Raw genomic sequence first — 19825 nt, 5'->3', positions numbered from 1 at the left:
AATAATTGGATAACTTCTTAGCTCAATTAAGACATCGACAAGTATTTAAGGTTGCCACCATATATGCGGTATCTGCTTGGCCATTAATCCAAATAGCCGATTTAGCTGTGCCAGCATTAGGACTACCAGACTCTGTAATGACGGTATTATTACAAGTCTTTCTAGTCGGATTTCCAGTTTCGTTGATTTTTTCTTGGTTATATAATTTTACCTCGAAAGGCATCGTAAGAGTTAAAGATGGAGGGACGCAAGAAAGTACTCCACAAGTCAATATCCAAACAACGTTGTCTATTGCAGGTACACTCGCATTGGCAGTAGTTGTTACTTTAGCCTGTCAACTATGGTTAGAAGGGCAAACGCCACAAAAATCAGTCTTACAGGCTGGCGAACAACAGCCCATAGCTAAAAATGTATTATCTAATGGAAAAAAAGAATCTATCGCTATTTTACCTTTTATTCCCTTTAGCAATGATGTTGAAGATGAGTTTTTTGCTGATGGTATGGTGGAAGAGTTATTAAACTTACTCGCTAAAATCCCCGACTTACAAGTTGCTGCTAGAACATCTTCTTTTGCTTACAAAGGTGTTTCAAATAAAACTATTGTAGAAATAGGTAGAGAATTAGGCGTAGATACAATCCTTGAGGGCAGTATTCGAAAGAACGACACCACTAATAGGATCCGAGTGACAGCTCAGTTGATTAAGGTCAGTACAGGTGAACACCTTTGGTCAGAAACTTATGATCGAGAGTACCGCGATATCTTTCAAATACAAGACGATATTGCCAGGGCAGTAGTTGATAAGATGAAAGTAACTCTACTTGGAATAACAACCCCATTTGAATCTGTTGCCGAAACCAATAATGTTGATGCCATGGTTGCTTTTGGTAAAGGTCAACAAGAGCTAGCGCATCGTACTGCGCCATCAATCAATAAAGCGTTACAGCATTTCAAGGATGCGGTGAAATTTGACTCAGACTATGCTCGAGCATTTGTCAGCATTGCTAATGCCAATATTTTACTAGCCTTGTACGGAAATTTGCCTGAGAAACAAGCCAATAGTGCGGCGAAAAAAGCCCTTAATACTGCTTTTAAATTGAACCCCAACTTGGCCGCTGCTCACGCTACTCAAGGATTGTTATTAACTGCGAGTGATTCTGAAAAAGCTGAACAATCATTTATAAAAGCAATAAATATTAACCCTAACTATGCGATGACGTATATGTGGTACGGCTCATTGTTACAAAGCCGTGGTGATGTCAGCGGGGCACATAAGCTATTTGAACAAGCGTACCTGTTAGACCCCAAATCTCCAGTAGCTGCATATAACGTAGCTTGGGGGTATTACCAAACGGGCTCTGAAAAAAAAGCGATGGATATATTTTCGCAAATTATTAGTAATGATCCGTATTATCCCGGAGCCTATAACTTAGTTGGGGATATTCTATCTACACGTGGCAGACTTGATGAATCAATTAGTATGTATGCAAGAGCACTTGATGTTGACCCGGTAAATAAAATGGCAATAAAGGGGTTGTTGATTGCTAATATGGACATGGGGAAAATTGAACAAACACAAAAATGGTTTGATTATGCGAACAAACAAGAATCTCAATTCTCAGCAGATGATGTTAATTTTATGAAAGCACGATTTTACGCTACTCAGGGAGATGTAAACAAAGCGCTTAATTCATTGAAAGATATTAAGTTCACCGGCGAAAAGGCAGCTATGAATGATTATATTGAAGGTGAAATTGCCTTTTATCAAGGGAAGTATGCACAGGCTATTACTGCTTTTAAGCGACTTCGCAGTATAACTTCAATGAAGCAGGACTTTTTTTATCACTTATCTGAAGGGCAATCCGCCATTCATTTAGCTTATGCTTATCTACAAATTGAAGACTTTGCACAGGCACAAACTATTATTGATGGTTTTATCCAATTTTTAGACAAGGATAAAAGCAAAAAATCTAACGAGCCTTCTTATTATTATAATATGGCCTTAATCAATGCTTTGCAAAATAAAGACAGTGAAACTTATCAATACCTTCAAGGGGCGATAGACGCTGGTTGGATAAGAGTATGGCAAGCAGATTTAGAACCTATTCTTGCGAAAATCAATAAAGAAGAGCAGTTTGGTCAAATGATGGGGGGTATAAGAGCTCGATTAGCTACTATGAGATCACGCTCAAAGGGCGATAACACCTTTCTACTTGCTGACAGTGACACTTTTTAATAGAAACATATGACTAATATCGGTTTTGGAGACAGTAATTTCAACTTTGCAGTATATATAGCAAATAAACCTAACATGCTTGAATATCAAAGTTTGGGTGAAGTTACGACACTTGTTGAAGGTGAGATTAACGTGATTAATCAAGCATGTGGTAATGGTTGGCGAAAAGTATTTAATGTATACGCTAAGTTACTTTATTGTCTAGATAAAAAATCTTATAACTTTTCAACATATGCGCCTACTTGGCAAAATTATCGTGACAAATACTTATTACAAGCACAAAGTAAAACAGCCTTGTTATTCTCAGTGCCACAATTAGTGACTAATAAAGTACCTAATAAAAAAACGAATAAAGTAACCAACAATAAGCATGCCGCTGATAAAGAAATTGTGCATATTATTTGTGGTAAAGGCCACGCCAAAGCGTTAATCAGTAGTGGTAAACTCGTTGCTAATTTAATTTGGCTAGATGATGAGTTTGCCATCGATAGCGAAAATAAACTTATCGTTTGTCCATATTTTGATTATCGTCAACTGAGTAATATAAAAATTGAACGTTTGGCAGGTTTATTACAAAAATTAAAATCAGTTTAGGACGGACTAATTCATTCAATTGCTTTTTATCTGTTATTGATAAATAAATCAAAATAGCCGTCATTCCCAACGTCTCTAATCGGGAATCCAAATTATTTTAGACCTAAACTATCCTTGTCTTCTCTGTGATTGAGCAGCGCCTCTGCATACTCTGAGGTGAATAAGTCTGTTTATTTTAAAACGTCATTCCAGTGATTCCTCAGCTGGGATCCCTGTTTTTCATTCCTAAAGGTTTATAACAAACGACCACTTTAACTTTGCCACTAATATTCGTATAATGCGGGAAATTTATTGTTGTTCGTTAAGTAGATTCGCCCAACAAATGCCAATCGGATATGGTGAAAAGTGTCAAAGTCAGTAGAAACCTCAATAGGAAACTCTCAAGCAATGCCAAATGATATGAATGCACAATTGTTACAACAGCAATTACTTCAGCAACAACTACTCCTACAAAATACTCAAAACCAAGATGATGAAATAGACTTGGCTGAACTTTGGCGTGCTCTATGGGCAGGTAAATTTACCATCATTATCATCAGTATGATATTTGCCGTAACTTCTGTTTTCTTCGCGCTATCTAAACCTGATATTTATAAAGCTTCAGCAATACTATCCCCAGCATCAAGTGAAGGTGGGGCTGGTGGTCTTTCTGGTCAGCTTGGCGGCTTGGCCAGCATGGCAGGTATAAATCTTGGCGGTGGTGGAGGTGTTGATAAAACAGCACTGGCTCTAGAAATATTAAAGTCACGGTCATTTATCGAAGCTTTTATTACTAAACATGATTTGTTAGTACCATTAATGGCATCAAAAAACTGGGATATGCCATCGGATACGTTAATTTTAAATGAAGAGATGTATGACAAAGTAAATAACAAATGGCTGCGAAAAGTAAAAGCACCTAAAATCCCAGAGCCTTCTTCATGGGAGGCTTATCAAGCGTTTTTACAGCTAGTGACTGTTTCTGAGGATAAAAAAACTTCAATGGTCACTATGGAAACATCGTTTTATTCACCAACCCTTGCTAAGCAATGGCTAACCTGGTTAATTCAAGATATAAATGAGTTTATGCTTGAGCAAGATCAAATTGAGGCAAAAGCTTCTATAGACTATTTAACTGAGCAGCTAGTTAATATTAAAGTGTCAACAATGGAAACAGTGTTTTACCAGCTAATTGAAGAGCAAACAAAAAACATGATGTTAACTATGGTTAAAAAAGAATACGTTCTTAAAACCATAGATCCCGCACAAGTACCAGATACCAAAGATAGGCCAAAACGCGCATTAATTGTGGTATTAGGTACTATGCTTGGTGGCATGTTATCGATATTAATCGTACTTATTCGATATTTTTCTAAGAAATAAATAAAGAGATAATTCAAAGCCAAAAGACTTCCACCATGAGCATTAATCACGTCTGTGTTCATGGTAATATTCTTATCTTTATAACTAGACTAATTACATAGTATTTTTAACTTATCTGTACAGCTTAGCCTCAGAGTACTCTGTGAAATATATAGATATTCTAAATAGTAATACTCTCGTCGCTGCCTTGTTTAAAGTAAAAGAATAAAAGGAGTTTTTTTACTGCAATAGTGCATAAACTCAAGTATAATTTTTCAATTAAAATTTTCAGTAACTAATTATTTAGTCACTAATAGGTTAAAAGATTAAAATAATGATATTACCAGTAATTATGTCTGGTGGCAGCGGGAGCCGATTATGGCCACTGTCACGTGCGCTTCACCCAAAACAATTTTTACCCTTAATCAGTGAAAATACCTTATTACAAGAAACAATTAATCGTTTAGATAGCAATTGTTTAGATCCTATTATTATCTGTAATAATGAACATCGTTTTATTGTTGCGGAACAATTACGTCAAAACAACAATAAAGCTAGCAGTATTATTCTTGAGCCTATGGGGAAAAATACCGCACCAGCAATTACCTTAGCAGCTCTTGCTGCATTAGATAACGGTGATGACCCGCTTTTGTTAGTGCTTGCGGCAGATCATGTCATTAAAAATGGTCAGGCCTTTCAACAATCTATTACTTTGGCGTCAATATTTGCAGAGCAAGGTAAATTAGTTACTTTTGGTATTGTTCCTACCCACGCAGAAACAGGTTACGGCTACATAAAACAAGGTAGTCTTCTTACTTCAAAAACTGAACAGGTAAATGCTGAAAGTTACACTGTAGCAAATTTTGTAGAAAAGCCAAACCTAGCAACCGCTCAAGACTATTTAGCAACAGGCGAATATTTATGGAATAGCGGCATGTTTATGTTTAAAGCTTCTCGCTATATAGAAGAGCTAAAAAAATATTCACCTGAAATATTATCAATCTGCGAAGATGCTTTTAATATTAAAACTCATGATTTAGATTTTACCCGTATTAGTGCTGATATTTTTGAACAATGTCCAGAAGACTCTATCGATTATGCGGTAATGGAGCATACAGAACATGCTGTTGTTGTGCCATTGGATGCCGAATGGAGTGACGTTGGTTCCTTTTCTTCACTTTGGGAAGTAAGCCCAAAAGATGAAAAGGGTAATGTTTCACAAGGTGACGTTATTTCACAGTCAACAACTAACTGTTATATAAATTCTCAAAACAGATTGGTAACAACCGTAGGTGTTGATAACTTAGTTATTGTTGAAACAAAAGATGCCATATTAGTTGCTAACAAAGATAAAGTACAAGAGGTAAAATCAATTGTTAATACGTTAAAGGCTGAAGAGCGCTATGAATATAAACATCAACGTGAAGTATATCGCCCATGGGGTAAATATGACTCACTCGACTTGGGAACCAGAGATCAAGTAAAGCGTATAACGGTTAAACCAGGTGCAAAACTGTCAGTTCAAATGCACCATCATAGATCGGAGCATTGGATAGTCGTTTCAGGTACAGCCAAAGTGACTAATGGAGATAAAACGTTTTTAATGTCTGAAAATGAATCGACCCATATTCCATTAGGTCAAATACACGCATTAGAGAATCCAGGTGTATTACCGTTAGAATTAATAGAAGTACAAACAGGCTCATACTTGGGTGAAGATGATATCGTTCGATTTGATGATAAGTATGGACGAAAATAGCATGAATGAAGTAGAACAATAGATATGTTACCATTAGCTACTTTCAAAACCGTTATAGCATCAACGCCTTTGATCTCAATAGATTTAGTGGTTAAGAATAGTGAAGGACAAATTTTATTAGGTAAACGAACTAATCGTCCAGCTCAACATTATTGGTTTGTCCCTGGTGGTAGGGTTTTAAAAGATGAACCTTTAGAAATTGCATTTAGTCGTATATTAAAAGCAGAGTTATCAAGTGACAAACGTGAGGCTAAGTTTTTAGGTGTGTATCAGCATTTTTATGAAGATAATGTCACTGTAGATAAGTTCACTACACATTATATCGTATTAGCATATGAACTCTTTTTTAACGAAAGTGTTATGAAACTACCGACTGAGCAACATAATGAATACCAATGGTTCAACAAAAGTGAGTTACTGAACCATGATGCAGTACATAAACATACAAAGTGGTACTTTCAAAAAGGCAAAAAAGCAGGTGAAGCCTTTAGCCTTTGAAGTAATAATAACAAATTGATAGCATCTGTTATTAAAAAATTGATAATATATTTAGGAAAAAATATGACTAAGAATAAAGTTGCGTTAATTACCGGTGTTACAGGCCAAGATGGCTCATATCTTGCCGAATTATTGTTAGAAAAAGGATATGAAGTACACGGTATAAAACGCCGTGCTTCATCGCTAAACACAGAACGTGTTGATCATATTTATCAAGATAATCATGAAAAAGACCAAAAGTTTTTCCTACATTATGGTGATTTAACCGATTCTTCAAATCTAACGCGTATTATCAAAGATGTGCAACCTGATGAAGTATACAATTTAGGTGCACAATCTCATGTTGCCGTTTCTTTTGAGTGCCCAGAATACACAGCTGATGTTGATGCTATGGGTACATTACGCCTTCTTGAAGCTATTCGTTTTTTAGGATTAGAAAAGAAAACCAAGTTCTACCAGGCATCAACTTCAGAGTTATATGGTGAAGTACAAGAAATACCTCAAAAAGAAACAACGCCTTTTCACCCTCGTTCTCCTTACGCTGTGGCAAAAATGTATGCCTATTGGATAGTTGTTAATTATCGTGAATCATATGGTATGTACGCTTGTAACGGTATTTTATTTAACCATGAGTCTCCTCGTCGTGGTGAAACCTTCGTAACACGTAAAATTACTCGTGCAATCGCCAATATTTCACAAGGGTTAGAGAAATGTTTATTTCTAGGTAATATGGACGCCCTACGTGACTGGGGTCATGCAAAAGATTACGTGCGTATGCAGTGGATGATGTTGCAACAAGAAATTGCTGATGATTTTGTTATCGCAACCGGTAAGCAAATCTCTGTACGTGAATTTGTCACTTTATCTGCTAAAGAAGCTGGTATTGAGCTTGAGTTTAGCGGTGAAGGTCTAAATGAAATTGCCACTATAACGGCTATCACTGGTGATAATGCACCAGCATTAAGCGTAGGTGATGTTATTGTTAAAGTTGATCCACGCTATTTCCGCCCTGCAGAAGTTGAAACGCTATTAGGTGACCCTACTAAAGCAAAAGAAAAGCTTGGTTGGGTTCCACAGATTACTGTTGAAGAGATGTGTGCCGAAATGGTTGAGAATGATCTTAACAAAGCGAAGCAACATGCAATTTTAAAAGAACACGGTTACAACCTTGCGGTAACCCTTGAGAGTTAATTCAAAATTACACAACCAAGTAAACAAAGAAAGTAACTAATTAGAGACTTTCTTTTTATTACTTTAAACCTTCTATCGGTGTAGCGAGGAGCGTCTCTGTGTTCTCGGTGGTAATATTGTTATTAGTAATTTTAGGTTAAATAATGAATGAAATAAAAAAGCGAATTTTTGTTGCAGGCCATAATGGAATGGTTGGATCTGCTATTGTGCGCCAGCTAAGTAAAGTTGAGAATATTGAAATAATTACTCGTTCACGCAAAGAACTAGATTTAACCAATCAGCAAGCGGTCCTCGAATTTTTTAAAGTAGAAAACATCGCTCAAGTCTATTTAGCTGCCGCTAAAGTGGGGGGAATAGTTGCTAATAGCACTTATCCCGCAGATTTCATTTATGAAAACTTAATGATCCAATGTAATATTATTCACAGTGCTCATTTAGCGAATATTCAGCAGTTATTGTTTTTAGGCTCATCATGTATTTATCCTAAGTTAGCAGAGCAACCTATGGCTGAAAATGCATTGTTGACTGGTACCTTAGAAGAAACAAATGAACCTTATGCGGTTGCAAAAATTGCAGGCATCAAATTATGTGAGAGTTATAATCGCCAGTATGGTAGAGATTACCGTAGTGTTATGCCTACAAACCTTTATGGTGCTCACGATAATTTTCACCCTGAAAATAGTCATGTTATTCCAGCATTAATTCGTCGTTTTCATGAGGCAAAACTAAATAACGATAAAGAGGTTGTTGCTTGGGGTAGTGGCAAGGCGATGCGAGAATTCTTATATGTAGATGATATGGCCGCAGCTTCAATTCATGTGATGGAATTAGATAAAGAAATTTATGATGAAAATACAGAACCTATGCTAAGTCATATTAATGTAGGAACGGGTGTTGATTGTACAATCCATGAATTAGTTGAAACAGTTGCAAAAGTAGTTGGTTTTAAAGGTCAAATTAATTTTGATATAAGTAAACCAGATGGAGCTCCGCGTAAACTGATGAATGTTGAACGTTTAAAGTCATTAGGCTGGGAGTCTTCTGTCAATTTAGAGTCAGGGCTGACTTTATCTTATCAGTGGTTCCTTAAGAATCAAAATAAATTTCGAGGATAGCAGAGGTTTTATATTCTGCATCATTATGTGTTTTAAAAGAAACTGAATGCTTTAATAGATATTTATACATTATGTTCAGTTACTATTTTGAGTGTTAGAAAGGGAAAAGAATGACTTCAGTTTTGTCTTTAATAGGTCGTGAAAAAGAATTATTTACGAGTGATATTGCAAAGAACGATTCACAGTTAATGGATATTGTTTCTAGTTCCAGTTTTCTTGTTTTAGGTGGGGCGGGTTCAATTGGTCAAGCTGTTGCAAAAGAAATTTTTAAACGCAACCCTAAAAAGCTACATGTTGTCGATATAAGTGAAAACAACATGGTTGAATTAGTACGTGATATTCGTAGCTCCTTTGGTTACATTATCGGTGATTTTCAGACGTTTGCGCTTGATATCGGCTCTATAGAATACGATGCTTTCATCAAGGCCGATGGTCAGTATGATTACGTATTAAACCTTTCTGCTTTAAAGCATGTTCGCAGTGAAAAAGATCCTTACACTTTAATGCGCATGATTGATGTTAATGTATTTAATACTGAAAAGACCATGAAGCAGGCAGCAGAGAAAGGAAGTAAAAAGTACTTTTGTGTTTCCACGGATAAAGCGGCCAACCCGGTTAATATGATGGGAGCTTCTAAGCGTATTATGGAAATGTTTTTGATGAGACGTAGTGCGGATATTGCCATATCAACGGCACGCTTTGCAAATGTTGCTTTTTCGGATGGTTCGTTACTTCACGGTTTTAATCAACGCATTCAAAAACGCCAGCCTATCGTTGCTCCTAGAGATATAAAACGTTATTTTGTTACGCCGCAAGAGTCGGGAGAATTATGCTTGATGTCATGTATATTCGGAGATAATAGAGATATATTCTTCCCTAAACTTAGTGAGTCATTACACTTAATAACCTTCGCAGATATCGCGGTAAAATACCTTGAAAATATGGGCTATGAACCGCACCTTTGTAAAACTGAAGATGAAGCAAGAGAGTTAGCCAAGACATTACCTCAAGCAGGTAAGTGGCCTTGTTTGTTCACTGATAGTGATACAACAGGAGAAAAAGATTTTGAAGAGTTCTTTACTGATAATGAAACACTCGACATGGAAAGATTTGAAAATTTAGGCGTAATTAAAAATGAGGCCTTATTTGATCCTCAGTTGGTTAAAGAATTTGAGCAAACAATTACTGGGCTTAAACAAGACAAAGCTTGGACAAAAGATGAAATTGTTGATCTGTTTTTTAAAATGCTCCCTGAGTTTGGGCATAAAGAAACAGGCAAATACCTAGATAGTAAAATGTAATAAGATTCAAGAAAATACTATGCATAATAAATTAGTTAACTTTGTTCAAGAGCTCTATCAAACAAAAGAGTTTATTCCACTTCATGCACCAACTTTTGGTGGTAATGAAAAGGAGTATGTAAATAATACCCTCGATAGTACATTTGTTTCTAGCGTTGGGAAATATGTCGACCAGTTTGAGCAACAAATTGAAGCCTACACGGGAACAGCCAAAGCCATCGCAACTGTTAATGGCACCGCTGCTTTGCATACTGCGTTGTATATGGCAGGTGTGAAATCAGGTGACCTTGTTATTACTCAGGCATTAACTTTTGTCGCGACCTGTAATGCTTTATATCATATGGGTGCAGAGCCTGTCTTTGTTGATGTGTCTAAAGTCAGCCTAGGTTTATGCCCTAAAGCGTTAGAATGTTACCTCGAAGATAATGCTTTTATTAATAACGATGGTTTAAGCCAGCATAAAGTTACTCAACAGGTCTTTCGTGCTGCAGTACCTATGCATACTTTTGGTCACCCCGTAGAAATTGATGAACTAGTGGTTGTTTGTGCTAAATGGAATATTGCCTTAGTGGAAGATGCAGCGGAAAGTTTAGGATCTTTTTATAAAGGGCAGCACACAGGCACTTTTGGTTCTTTCAGTGCAGTCAGCTTTAATGGTAATAAAGTTATTACCACAGGTGGCGGCGGCATGGTTTTATGCAAAAGCTATGATGAAGGTATGCATACTAAACATGTAACAACTACGGCCAAAGTTCCGCATCCTTACGAATTCTTTCATGATGAACCGGGCTTTAACTACCGTTTACCTAATTTAAATGCTGCGCTAGGTTGTGCACAAATGGAAGTGTTACCTACCTTTCTAAAGCAAAAAAGAGCCCTAGCACTGCAATATAAGAATTTATTTCAAAATTCAGACTTTGAATTTGTTGAAGAGCCAGAATATGCCAAATCAAATTACTGGTTAAATGCGATAATTTGTCCTGATGTGGTTAGCCGTGAAAATTTTATTAAAGAAACGAATGCAAATGGTGTTATGACTCGTCCAATATGGAAATTAATGCATAGGCTGCCAATGTTTCAAAATGCACTTAAAGGCTCTCTCGAAAATTCAGAATTTATTGAAGCTCGGGTGATTAATATACCTAGCTCTCCTACTCAAATTGGAAAAAATAATGCGTAAAATTGCCGTTTTTACTGGAACCCGTGCTGAATATGGCTTGTTATATTGGGTAATTAAAGGTTTACACGAATCCACAGAAGTCGAATTACAACTCTATGTGGGTGGAATGCACTTATCACCAGAGTTTGGTTATACCATCAACCAAATTGAAAAAGATGGATTTCCAGTTACGGAACGTATGGAGTTTCTTTTATCTTCCGATTCTCCTGTGGGAATCACCAAATCTATGGGTCTTGCGTTAATAAATTCAGCAGAGGTTCTTGACCGTAATAAACCTGATTTAATTGTATTGTTAGGAGATAGGTTTGAATCAATGACTGTAGCACAGGCTGCAATGGTTGCCTGTATTCCAGTTGCTCATATTCACGGTGGAGAAAAAACTGAAGGCCTTATTGATGAGGCCGTTCGTCATTCTATTACTAAAATGAGTCATTTGCACTTTGCTGCGACAGGAGCTTACCAGAACAGAATTCAACAGCTTGGCGAGCAGCCAGAGCGTACCTTTAATTTTGGCGCACCAGGAATTGACAGCATTGTTAATTTACAGCTATTAAAGCGAGAAGAACTCTCTGACGCACTTGATTTTGCACTAGAAAAACCATTCTTTATGGTTACTTATCATCCTGTTACTTTAGAAATCGATGGTGCATCGGAATCACTAGTTAATCTTTTGAAAGTACTCGATGATTACCCAAATCATCAACTAATTATTACATACCCGAATGCCGATACACATGGGCGTAAATTAATTGAAATTTTAGATGAATATCATAATCTTCATCCTGAACGGGTATTATTAACTCGGTCTCTTGGGCAACTCCGTTACCTTAGTGCTATGAAGTATTGTGATGCTGTAATTGGTAATTCTTCTAGTGGCTTAATTGAAACGCCGACATTTAATGTACCAACTGTGAATATAGGCAATCGTCAAAAAGGCCGGATTGCAGGTGAGACTGTTCTTCATTGTAACGAAACTTTAGAATCCATAAGAGATACAATCGGTAGAGCCGTCTCTGCTGATTTTACTACGTCATGTGAAACAGCAGTAAACCCTTACGGGATTGGCAACTCGTCTGAACGTATAGTTGATCAAGTGATTAATTACCCTCTTGAAGGAATTGTTAACAAGAAATTCTACGACTTGAGTTTATAAAATGAAAATAGGACTTATTGGCTGTGTTCAGTCTAGTCAAATGGCATTAAACACTCTTATAGGAATGAAATCTATCGGTGTTGATTTAGTGGCAGTTATAACGAAAAAAGAATCAACTTTTAATGCGGATTATGTGGAACTGGCTCCTATTTGCAAAGAATACGATATACCTGTGCATTTTGAAGATGTTCAACATAAAGATCGAAGTGTCGAATTTATGAAAGTTTATGAACCGGATATAATATTTTGCTTCGGATGGAGTTATTTATTAAATGACGATTTTTTAACATTGCCTAAGTTAGGTGTAATCGGATTTCATCCCGCAAAATTGCCTAAAAATAGAGGGCGACATCCCATTATCTGGACATTAGCTTTAGGTCTTAAAGAAACCGCATCAACTTTTTTTCAGATGGATAAAGGAGCCGATACCGGCCCAATATTGAGCCAAGTGGATATAGATATTGATTACACGGATGATGCCAATACTCTCTATAAAAAGATAATATCTACAGCGCAACAACAGATTGTTTATTTTACGGAACAGTTACTTAAAGGAACTGCAGAATTTAAGCCCCAAGACAATTCTAAAGCAACTAGTTGGAGGAAGCGCTCCCGTGAAGATGGCTTGATTGATTGGCGAATGTCAGCAGAGAATATATATAATCTTATTCGTGCGCTAACTACGCCATATCCAGGTGCGGAATTTAAATATAAAGAAAACTATTTGCAAGTTTGGAAAAGTAGAGTTAGTAGTGAAATATTTCCTGACAATATAGAACCAGGTTATATACTTGCAATCGATTGCATCGGTGTTTTAGTGAAATGTGCAGGCCATTCAGCGGTATGGTTATTAGATGTAAAATTAGACAAACTTAAAGTAGGTGACTATTTATGACTAAAATTTTAGTTGTAGCTCCACATGCAGATGACGAATCACTCGGTTGTGGGGGCACTATCTTACGCCACATCTCGGAAGGCGATGATGTACATTGGCTTTTAGTGACGGGGATGAGTCAAGCATCAGGGTTTACTGAAAGCCAGATAAATACACGGAAGGAAGAAATAGCTCAAGTACATGCACGCTATGGTTTCTCTGACCGACATGAACTGAATTTACCACCCGCAGCGTTAGAGACTCTCCCAATAGGCGACATTGTTAGCGAAATCTCTAAGGTTATTAAGAAAATAGAGCCTGAAATTGTTTATACAGTGTATAGAAATGATGCTCATAGTGATCATGAAATTGTATTTGATGGAGTGATGTCTTCAACAAAATCCTTTCGGTATCCGTTTGTAAAACGAGTATTAGTATATGAAACTATTTCTGAAACTGATTTTGGTATGAAGCCTGAAGATGGAGGTTTTCGTCCAAATGTATTTAATAATATATCTGACTTCCTAGAGGAGAAACTAGACATTCTCGAGATCTTTGAATCAGAAATGGGGGATTTTCCATTCCCTAGAAGCAGAAAGGCCTTAAGTGCACTTGCTCAGTTGCGTGGCGTTCAGTCTAATTGTGAAGCAGCTGAAGCTTTTATGTTAATAAAGGAGATTAATTGAGTATGAGTGTATTAATTATTGCTGAAGCTGGAGTTAACCATAATGGACAAGAAGATTTAGCTTTTGAATTAGTTACAGCTGCTAAAAATTCAGGTGCAGATGTAGTTAAGTTTCAAACTTTCAAAGCAAAAAATTTAGTAACGGCAACGGCTGAACAATGCGAGTACCAGATCAATAATACTGGTAAAAAAGAAACTCAACTAGCTATGCTTGCTCGTTTGGAGTTGAGTTATGAAGCACATCATAAACTGTTGGCTCAATGCAATGAACTGGATATTGAATTTTTATCTACAGCTTTTGATTCAGAAAGCCTTGAGTTCTTGGTAAATGACCTGGGTTTGAAAAGGCTTAAAATCCCATCAGGTGAATTGACTAATGCGCCGTTAGTACTTGAACATGCTCAAACTGGCTGTGATTTAATAGTCTCGACTGGTATGGCTACATTGGCAGAGATAGAAACAGCACTGGGTATTATCGCTTTTGGTTATACGGTTGATAGAGCTATTAAGCCGAGTGCGGAAGAATTTGAAAGAGCATATTACTCTGATCTTGGCCAGAAAAAGCTTAAGGAAAAAGTTGTTATTCTTCATTGTACAACAGAATATCCAGCGCCAGTGCCGGACATTAACCTTAGGGCTATGGACAGCATAGCATCTGCTTTTAAATTACCCATTGGTTATTCTGATCACAGTGCAGGGATTAATATACCTATAGCTGCTGTAGCTCGCGGTGCTCAAATTATTGAAAAGCACTTTACTTTAGATAAAAATATGCAAGGTCCCGATCACAAAGCATCATTAGAGCCAAAACAGTTAGCCGAAATGATCAAGGGAATACGTGACATCGAATTAGCACTCGGCGATGGTCTTAAAGGACCAATGCCATCAGAAATAAAGAATAAGTCTATCGCAAGAAAAAGTTTAGTTGCTGATGAAATCATTAAAAAAGGGACTGCTTTTAATAAAGCTAATCTCGCTATCAAAAGACCAGGTCTAGGGAAAAGCCCTATTCATTATTGGGATTTACTTGGCAGTGAAGCAAAGCAAGACTATCAAGTAGGTGATTTAATTGATGAGTGATAGTGTTTTATTAATTGGCTCAGGAGGTCATGCGTCTGTTCTTTTGGAGATGTTAATTGAGCATAAGATTAATATTATGGGTTATGTTTCTCCGTCTCCTGCAAGTAACCACATGTTATTTTCACAATATCGTTGGTATCAGAATGACGAAGATATTTTGCAGTTTGATAAAGCAACGATAAAATTGGTCAATGGTATTGGTTCATTGCCAGGAAATACATTAAGAGCTGACTTTTATACTAACTATAAAATATTAGGTTATAGCTTTGTAACATTAGTTTCTAAAGACGCGGGTGTGTCAAGGTATGCTACCCTAGACGAAGGTGTTCAGGTAATGCGTGGCGCTATTATCCAAACTGGGGCGAGTGTTGGTTACAATAGTATAGTAAACACAGGTTCAATAGTTGAACATGATTGTTCTATAGGAAGTAATAACCATATCGCACCTGGGGTTACTATTAGCGGGCAAGTGACTTCTCAAAAAAATGTTCATTTTGGTACGGGATCGTCAGTTATTCAGTCAATCAATATTAACGAAAATGTTATTGTTGGTGCGGGCTCAACAATCACTAAAGATGTAGAAGAAAACTGTATTTGTTTTCCTGCACGTATTACAATAAAGGTTAGAAAGTAAAATGAGTCATAATTGGAAAAATATACTAGTTTCCCCTTCAAGTAATATACAAGATGTTCTGAAAGTTATTGATAACGAAGCCCTCCAGCTTGCCCTGGTTGTTGATATTGATAATAGACTATTAGGAACAGTAACAGATGGTGATATACGTAGAGCATTAATTAATGATCTGCCTTTATCTCACCCAATTTCTGGAATTATGTTTACATCCCCAACTGTTGTGAATATCGATACTTCTAAAAAGCAAATATTAGATCTGATGAACGCTAAGCAGCTTCATTCTATTCCTATACTAGATGATGGTATAGTGGTTGGTTTAGAAACAATTCATCATGTAACTCAAAAAACAAAACATGATAATCCTGTATTTTTAATGGCAGGTGGTTTTGGAACAAGGTTAAAGCCTTTAACGAATAATTGTCCTAAACCACTATTGAACGTGGGTGATAAGCCGATATTAGAAACAGTACTATTAAGTTTTATAAAGGCAGGATTTCATCAGTTTTACATTTCAACTCATTATTTACCCGAAATGATCAGAGAATATTTTGGAGATGGTACTAAGTGGGGAATATCTATAAATTATGTACATGAAGAAAAACCACTTGGAACGGGTGGTGCTTTAGGGTTGCTGCCTGCAGATCTAGTAGATCTCCCTATAATCATGATGAATGGAGATGTACTGACCAAAGTAGATTTAGAAGCTTTACTTGTTTTTCATAATGAAAATAATGCTGATGCAACCATGTGTGTTCGTGAATATGAATACCAAGTACCATTCGGTGTTATTGAAAGTGATGGGTATCACATTAAAAGTATGGTGGAGAAACCTATACAGAGTTTTCATGTTAATGCCGGAATATATGTTGTTGGTCGAAAAATTATAGAAGAAGTTAATGATAATGAAGTAGTAGATATGCCAACTCTTTTGGAAAGGTATCTAGAAGACAAAGTTCTTATGTTTCCATTTCATGATTATTGGTTGGATATCGGCCGGATAGATGATTTTAATCGTGCTCAAGTTGATATTCATACATTAGGATTTGACTTGAAATGAAAAAAGTTGCAGTAATTGGTTTAGGCAATATCGCTACCCGTCACCGACATAATTTGAAGTTTTTGTATCCAAATGTTGCATTATTAGTAATGTCAGCAAGTGGACGTATACCGAATGAAAATATAAGTGATTCTGATGGTATTGTTACATGCATCGAAGAACTCATTGAAGCACAGGTAGAATTAGTGATTGTGGCATCACCTGCACCTTTTCATGCTCAACATTCAATTCCTTTCATTGAAGCTGGTATTCCCACTTTAATTGAAAAGCCAGTGACAACAACAGTAGAAGATGCAAAAGCTATTAACCGAGCAATTGAACTACATCAAACACCTGTGTCTATAGGCTATTGCTTACGATACTTACCTTCAGCTCTGCAATTAAAGATTTTGTTGGATAAGTGTAAGATTGGTATCCTCTACAATGTGCATATTGAAATTGGTCAATATCTTCCTGATTGGCGTCCGAATAAAAACTTTCTGGATAGTGTTTCTGCTCAAAATAGACTCGGTGGAGGAGCATTATTTGAACTCAGTCATGAATTAGATTACGCCCAGTGGTTGTTAGGGCCATTATATGTAAAGCATTCAATTTTAAGAACTTCAGAAGAATTGGCTCTAGATGTTGAAGATATGGCTGATATTACAGCATTGACTGAATCAGGCGCTGTAGCGACGATTCATTTAGATTTTTTACAACGTAAATCTCATAGGAAATGTAGCTTTGTTGGTAGTAAAGGTCGTATTGAATGGGATCTTATGCTAAATCAATTGACGTTGATTACGGCGACAAAAACATCTGTGTTATATAGTGAACCAAAGTGGGATAAGAACCAAATGTATTTGGCCATGATAGAAGATTTTGTGCAAATGATTGGAAAAAACAAACATACTTGTATTAAGTTTAGTGAAGCCATAAAAACGGTTTCCTTAATTGACGAGATCAAACAGCAAGCCAATGGTAATAGAGATATCACATGAAAAATTTTGCATTCATTTTTGCTCGAGGTGGCTCAAAGGGGTTACCAGGTAAAAATATAAAACCTTTAGCTGGTAAACCCTTATTACAGTACTCTGTCGATACAGCATTATTATCGCCATCGATTGATAAAATATTTGTCTCAACTGATGATGCTGAAATAGCTAAAGTGGCAGTTAAGTCAGGAGCAATCTTAATTGAAAGGCCGGCCGAATTAGCAAGTGATACTAGCCCTGAGTGGCTTTCTTGGCGCCATGCTATTGAATGGGCGAAAGTGGAATATGGAGAATTTGATGGTTTTGTTAGTTTACCAGCTACGAGCCCACTTAGAGGGATCGTTGATGTGGAAGCTGCAATTGAGCAGCGTATAAATGTCGGAGCTGATATCTGCATTTCAGTGACACCTGCGAACCGTAGTCCATATTTCAATATGGTGGCTAAAACTAAAAATGGATTGATTGAACTAGTCAATAAGCCTGAAAATGATGTCACTAGGCGACAGGATTCTCCTGAAGTTTTCGATATCACAACGGTTGTCTATGCCTCTACACCGCAATTTATATTGGATAATTATGGGCTGTTTTCTGGAAAAGTGACCAGTATTGAAGTTCCTAAATCTCGCGCCGTTGATATTGATGATATTTATGACTTTCGGTTGGCTGAAGCTATATTGAGGATTGAACTATGATGCAGTATGTACTAAATGACGATAAAATATTAATTGCAGGCGCTGGGGGACTTTTAGGCGCTAAACTTGTAAAACAGGCCTTGTCTCAAGGTGCGCAAGTTATTGCTGCAGATATAAATCTGGATTTGATGCGAGAAAAATTAGAAACTCTAAATGTAGACCTTTCAACCACAGTATTAAGATTGGTACAATTGGACCTGACTAGTGAAGAAGCAGTAAAGGAGTTCTTTTCTAAGCAAACAGGAATTTCAGGAGCGGTAAACAGTACGTATCCCAGAAACAAAGCTTACGGAGCCCATTTCTTTGATGTATCTCTAGATGATTTTAATGAAAACTTAGCTTTACATCTTGGTAGTGGATTCTTGTTTACTCAGCAATGTGCAGCATATTTCAAGAGAAATAAAAGTCCATTCTCGTTAGTGAATATTTCATCTGTTTATGGCGTAGTTTCTCCAAGATTTGATGTGTATGAGAATACCTCAATGACTATGCCTGTAGAATACGCGGCTATAAAGTCAGCTGTTTTACATCTAAATAAATATGCAGTCGCTTATGTCAATGACAGTCGGTTCCGGGTTAATAGTGTAAGCCCAGGTGGTATTTTTGACGATCAACCTGAAGTGTTTTTAAACTCATACAAAAGCTATACTCATGGGCAAGGTATGCTAAATGTAGAAGATATACTGGGTTCAGTCTTATTTCTTCTTTCTGAACAATCAAAATTTGTCACGGGGCAAAATATTATTGTTGACGACGGTTTTTCTCTATGAATTTTGATATTTATATTAAATGGAAATTTGATTTATCTTGTGATCGGTTAGGTCCAGATATGCCCTTTACTCATTGGCGCTTATATTTCAAAAATAAAATGTTTACTCTTTGTAAAGAAAAATTTAAATTTTTTTCTAATACTTCTGAATTCAGAGCTGGGGCATACGCTATAACTTGTTCGAAAATATCAATAGGTGAAAATGTTATTATACGTCCCAATACAATGATTTTCGCCGACCCATCAACAAACGAAGCTGGTAGCGTTTATATAGAAAAAGATGTGATGATAGGCTCAGGTGTACATATATACGTTTCCAATCATCGTTTTGACAGAAAAGATTTAAACCTTATTGACCAAGGGCATTCAGCTCCAAGGAGTGTTACTTTAAAAGAAGGTGCTTGGGTTGGTGCAAATGCAATAATACTTCCTGGTGTAGTTGTCGGTAAAAACTCTGTAGTTGCTGCAGGTAGCATTGTAACAAAAGATATCCCTGACAGAGTGGTAGTGGCAGGGAATCCAGCAAAAATAATAAAAAACCTTTCAAAGTGATTTTTTTATTATGGATCTATTAAGTTGTTTTATAAATTTCAGCTCTTTTTACACTTTGTTTTCGGTGAACCATATTAAAGTAAATAAGTTTGGATACCAGCCCCAGAGCTTCTATTTTAACTAATATCCTAATATCCTAATA

General features: G+C 36.7%; 19 protein-coding genes. All 19 read left to right on the top strand.

Annotated elements, in window-relative coordinates; all coding sequences use genetic code 11:
* The first annotated feature begins 5 nt into the window (after positions 1-5).
* The 19 genes from ESZ36_RS01565 to ESZ36_RS01475 all read left to right on the top strand — a co-directional run bounded on the left by ESZ36_RS01565 (position 6) and on the right by ESZ36_RS01475 (position 19683).
* Positions 6-2234: a tetratricopeptide repeat protein gene (locus ESZ36_RS01565; RefSeq protein WP_146782581.1), complete on the top strand. Its 2229-nt coding sequence runs from the start codon at positions 6-8 to the stop codon at positions 2232-2234.
* A 9-nt stretch (positions 2235-2243) separates the two neighbouring features.
* Positions 2244-2828, top strand: a complete 585-nt coding sequence (locus tag ESZ36_RS01560; RefSeq protein ID WP_146782578.1) for a DUF6942 family protein — start codon at positions 2244-2246, stop codon at positions 2826-2828.
* 399 nt (positions 2829-3227) lie between these two features.
* Positions 3228-4190 carry a Wzz/FepE/Etk N-terminal domain-containing protein gene (locus tag ESZ36_RS01555; protein ID WP_146783258.1) on the top strand — a complete coding sequence of 321 codons (963 nt, stop codon included), beginning with the start codon at positions 3228-3230 and terminating at the stop codon, positions 4188-4190.
* Positions 4191-4503: 313 nt separating this feature from the next.
* Positions 4504-5928 (top strand): mannose-1-phosphate guanylyltransferase/mannose-6-phosphate isomerase, encoded by a 1425-nt coding sequence (locus tag ESZ36_RS01550; protein WP_146782575.1) that lies wholly within the window; start codon positions 4504-4506, stop codon positions 5926-5928.
* Between the two features lie 24 nt (positions 5929-5952).
* The gene (locus ESZ36_RS01545; RefSeq protein WP_146782573.1) at positions 5953-6426 is read left to right on the top strand and encodes a GDP-mannose mannosyl hydrolase; all 474 of its coding nucleotides are present in this window, start codon (positions 5953-5955) and stop codon (positions 6424-6426) included.
* A gap of 63 nt (positions 6427-6489) precedes the next feature.
* Positions 6490-7617: a GDP-mannose 4,6-dehydratase gene (gene gmd / locus ESZ36_RS01540; protein ID WP_146782570.1), complete on the top strand. Its 1128-nt coding sequence runs from the start codon at positions 6490-6492 to the stop codon at positions 7615-7617.
* Between the two features lie 143 nt (positions 7618-7760).
* Positions 7761-8732, top strand: coding sequence for a GDP-L-fucose synthase (fcl, locus tag ESZ36_RS01535; RefSeq protein ID WP_146782567.1), 972 nt, complete (start codon positions 7761-7763; stop codon positions 8730-8732).
* A 110-nt stretch (positions 8733-8842) separates the two neighbouring features.
* Positions 8843-10033, top strand: coding sequence for a UDP-N-acetylglucosamine 4,6-dehydratase (locus tag ESZ36_RS01530; RefSeq protein WP_146782564.1), 1191 nt, complete (start codon positions 8843-8845; stop codon positions 10031-10033).
* A 19-nt stretch (positions 10034-10052) separates the two neighbouring features.
* Positions 10053-11213, top strand: a complete 1161-nt coding sequence (locus ESZ36_RS01525; RefSeq protein WP_146782561.1) for a LegC family aminotransferase — start codon at positions 10053-10055, stop codon at positions 11211-11213.
* Complete coding sequence (gene neuC, locus ESZ36_RS01520) at positions 11206-12366, top strand: UDP-N-acetylglucosamine 2-epimerase (RefSeq protein WP_146782558.1); 1161 nt, start codon at positions 11206-11208, stop codon at positions 12364-12366. The genes ESZ36_RS01525 and neuC overlap by 8 nt, the downstream gene beginning before the upstream one ends.
* A gap of 1 nt (position 12367) precedes the next feature.
* A complete protein-coding gene (locus ESZ36_RS01515; RefSeq protein WP_146782555.1) occupies positions 12368-13261 on the top strand; it encodes a formyltransferase family protein in 894 nt (297 codons plus the stop codon).
* The gene (locus ESZ36_RS01510; protein ID WP_146782552.1) at positions 13258-13926 is read left to right on the top strand and encodes a PIG-L deacetylase family protein; all 669 of its coding nucleotides are present in this window, start codon (positions 13258-13260) and stop codon (positions 13924-13926) included. Before ESZ36_RS01515 ends, ESZ36_RS01510 begins: the two co-directional genes overlap by 4 nt.
* 2 nt (positions 13927-13928) lie before the next feature.
* The gene (neuB, locus tag ESZ36_RS01505) at positions 13929-15005 is read left to right on the top strand and encodes an N-acetylneuraminate synthase (protein WP_146782549.1); all 1077 of its coding nucleotides are present in this window, start codon (positions 13929-13931) and stop codon (positions 15003-15005) included.
* Complete coding sequence (locus tag ESZ36_RS01500) at positions 14998-15639, top strand: acetyltransferase (protein WP_146782546.1); 642 nt, start codon at positions 14998-15000, stop codon at positions 15637-15639. The genes neuB and ESZ36_RS01500 overlap by 8 nt, the downstream gene beginning before the upstream one ends.
* 1 nt (position 15640) lies before the next feature.
* Entirely contained in the window at positions 15641-16696 is a 1056-nt protein-coding gene (locus ESZ36_RS01495; protein WP_146782543.1) for a nucleotidyltransferase family protein, read from the top strand.
* Complete coding sequence (locus ESZ36_RS01490; protein WP_146782541.1) at positions 16693-17676, top strand: Gfo/Idh/MocA family protein; 984 nt, start codon at positions 16693-16695, stop codon at positions 17674-17676. The genes ESZ36_RS01495 and ESZ36_RS01490 overlap by 4 nt, the downstream gene beginning before the upstream one ends.
* Positions 17673-18362, top strand: a complete 690-nt coding sequence (locus ESZ36_RS01485; RefSeq protein ID WP_146782538.1) for an acylneuraminate cytidylyltransferase family protein — start codon at positions 17673-17675, stop codon at positions 18360-18362. The genes ESZ36_RS01490 and ESZ36_RS01485 overlap by 4 nt, the downstream gene beginning before the upstream one ends.
* The gene (locus ESZ36_RS01480; RefSeq protein WP_246128944.1) at positions 18359-19132 is read left to right on the top strand and encodes an oxidoreductase; all 774 of its coding nucleotides are present in this window, start codon (positions 18359-18361) and stop codon (positions 19130-19132) included. The genes ESZ36_RS01485 and ESZ36_RS01480 overlap by 4 nt, the downstream gene beginning before the upstream one ends.
* Positions 19129-19683 (top strand): acyltransferase, encoded by a 555-nt coding sequence (locus ESZ36_RS01475; RefSeq protein ID WP_146782535.1) that lies wholly within the window; start codon positions 19129-19131, stop codon positions 19681-19683. The genes ESZ36_RS01480 and ESZ36_RS01475 overlap by 4 nt, the downstream gene beginning before the upstream one ends.
* The last annotated feature ends 142 nt before the right edge of the window (positions 19684-19825 follow it).

The organism is Colwellia demingiae (assembly GCF_007954275.1).
GTDB lineage: Bacteria > Pseudomonadota > Gammaproteobacteria > Enterobacterales > Alteromonadaceae > Colwellia > Colwellia demingiae.
The sequence above is the reverse complement of the archived record's forward strand: the minus strand, read 5'-3'. Positions and strand labels throughout refer to the sequence as shown.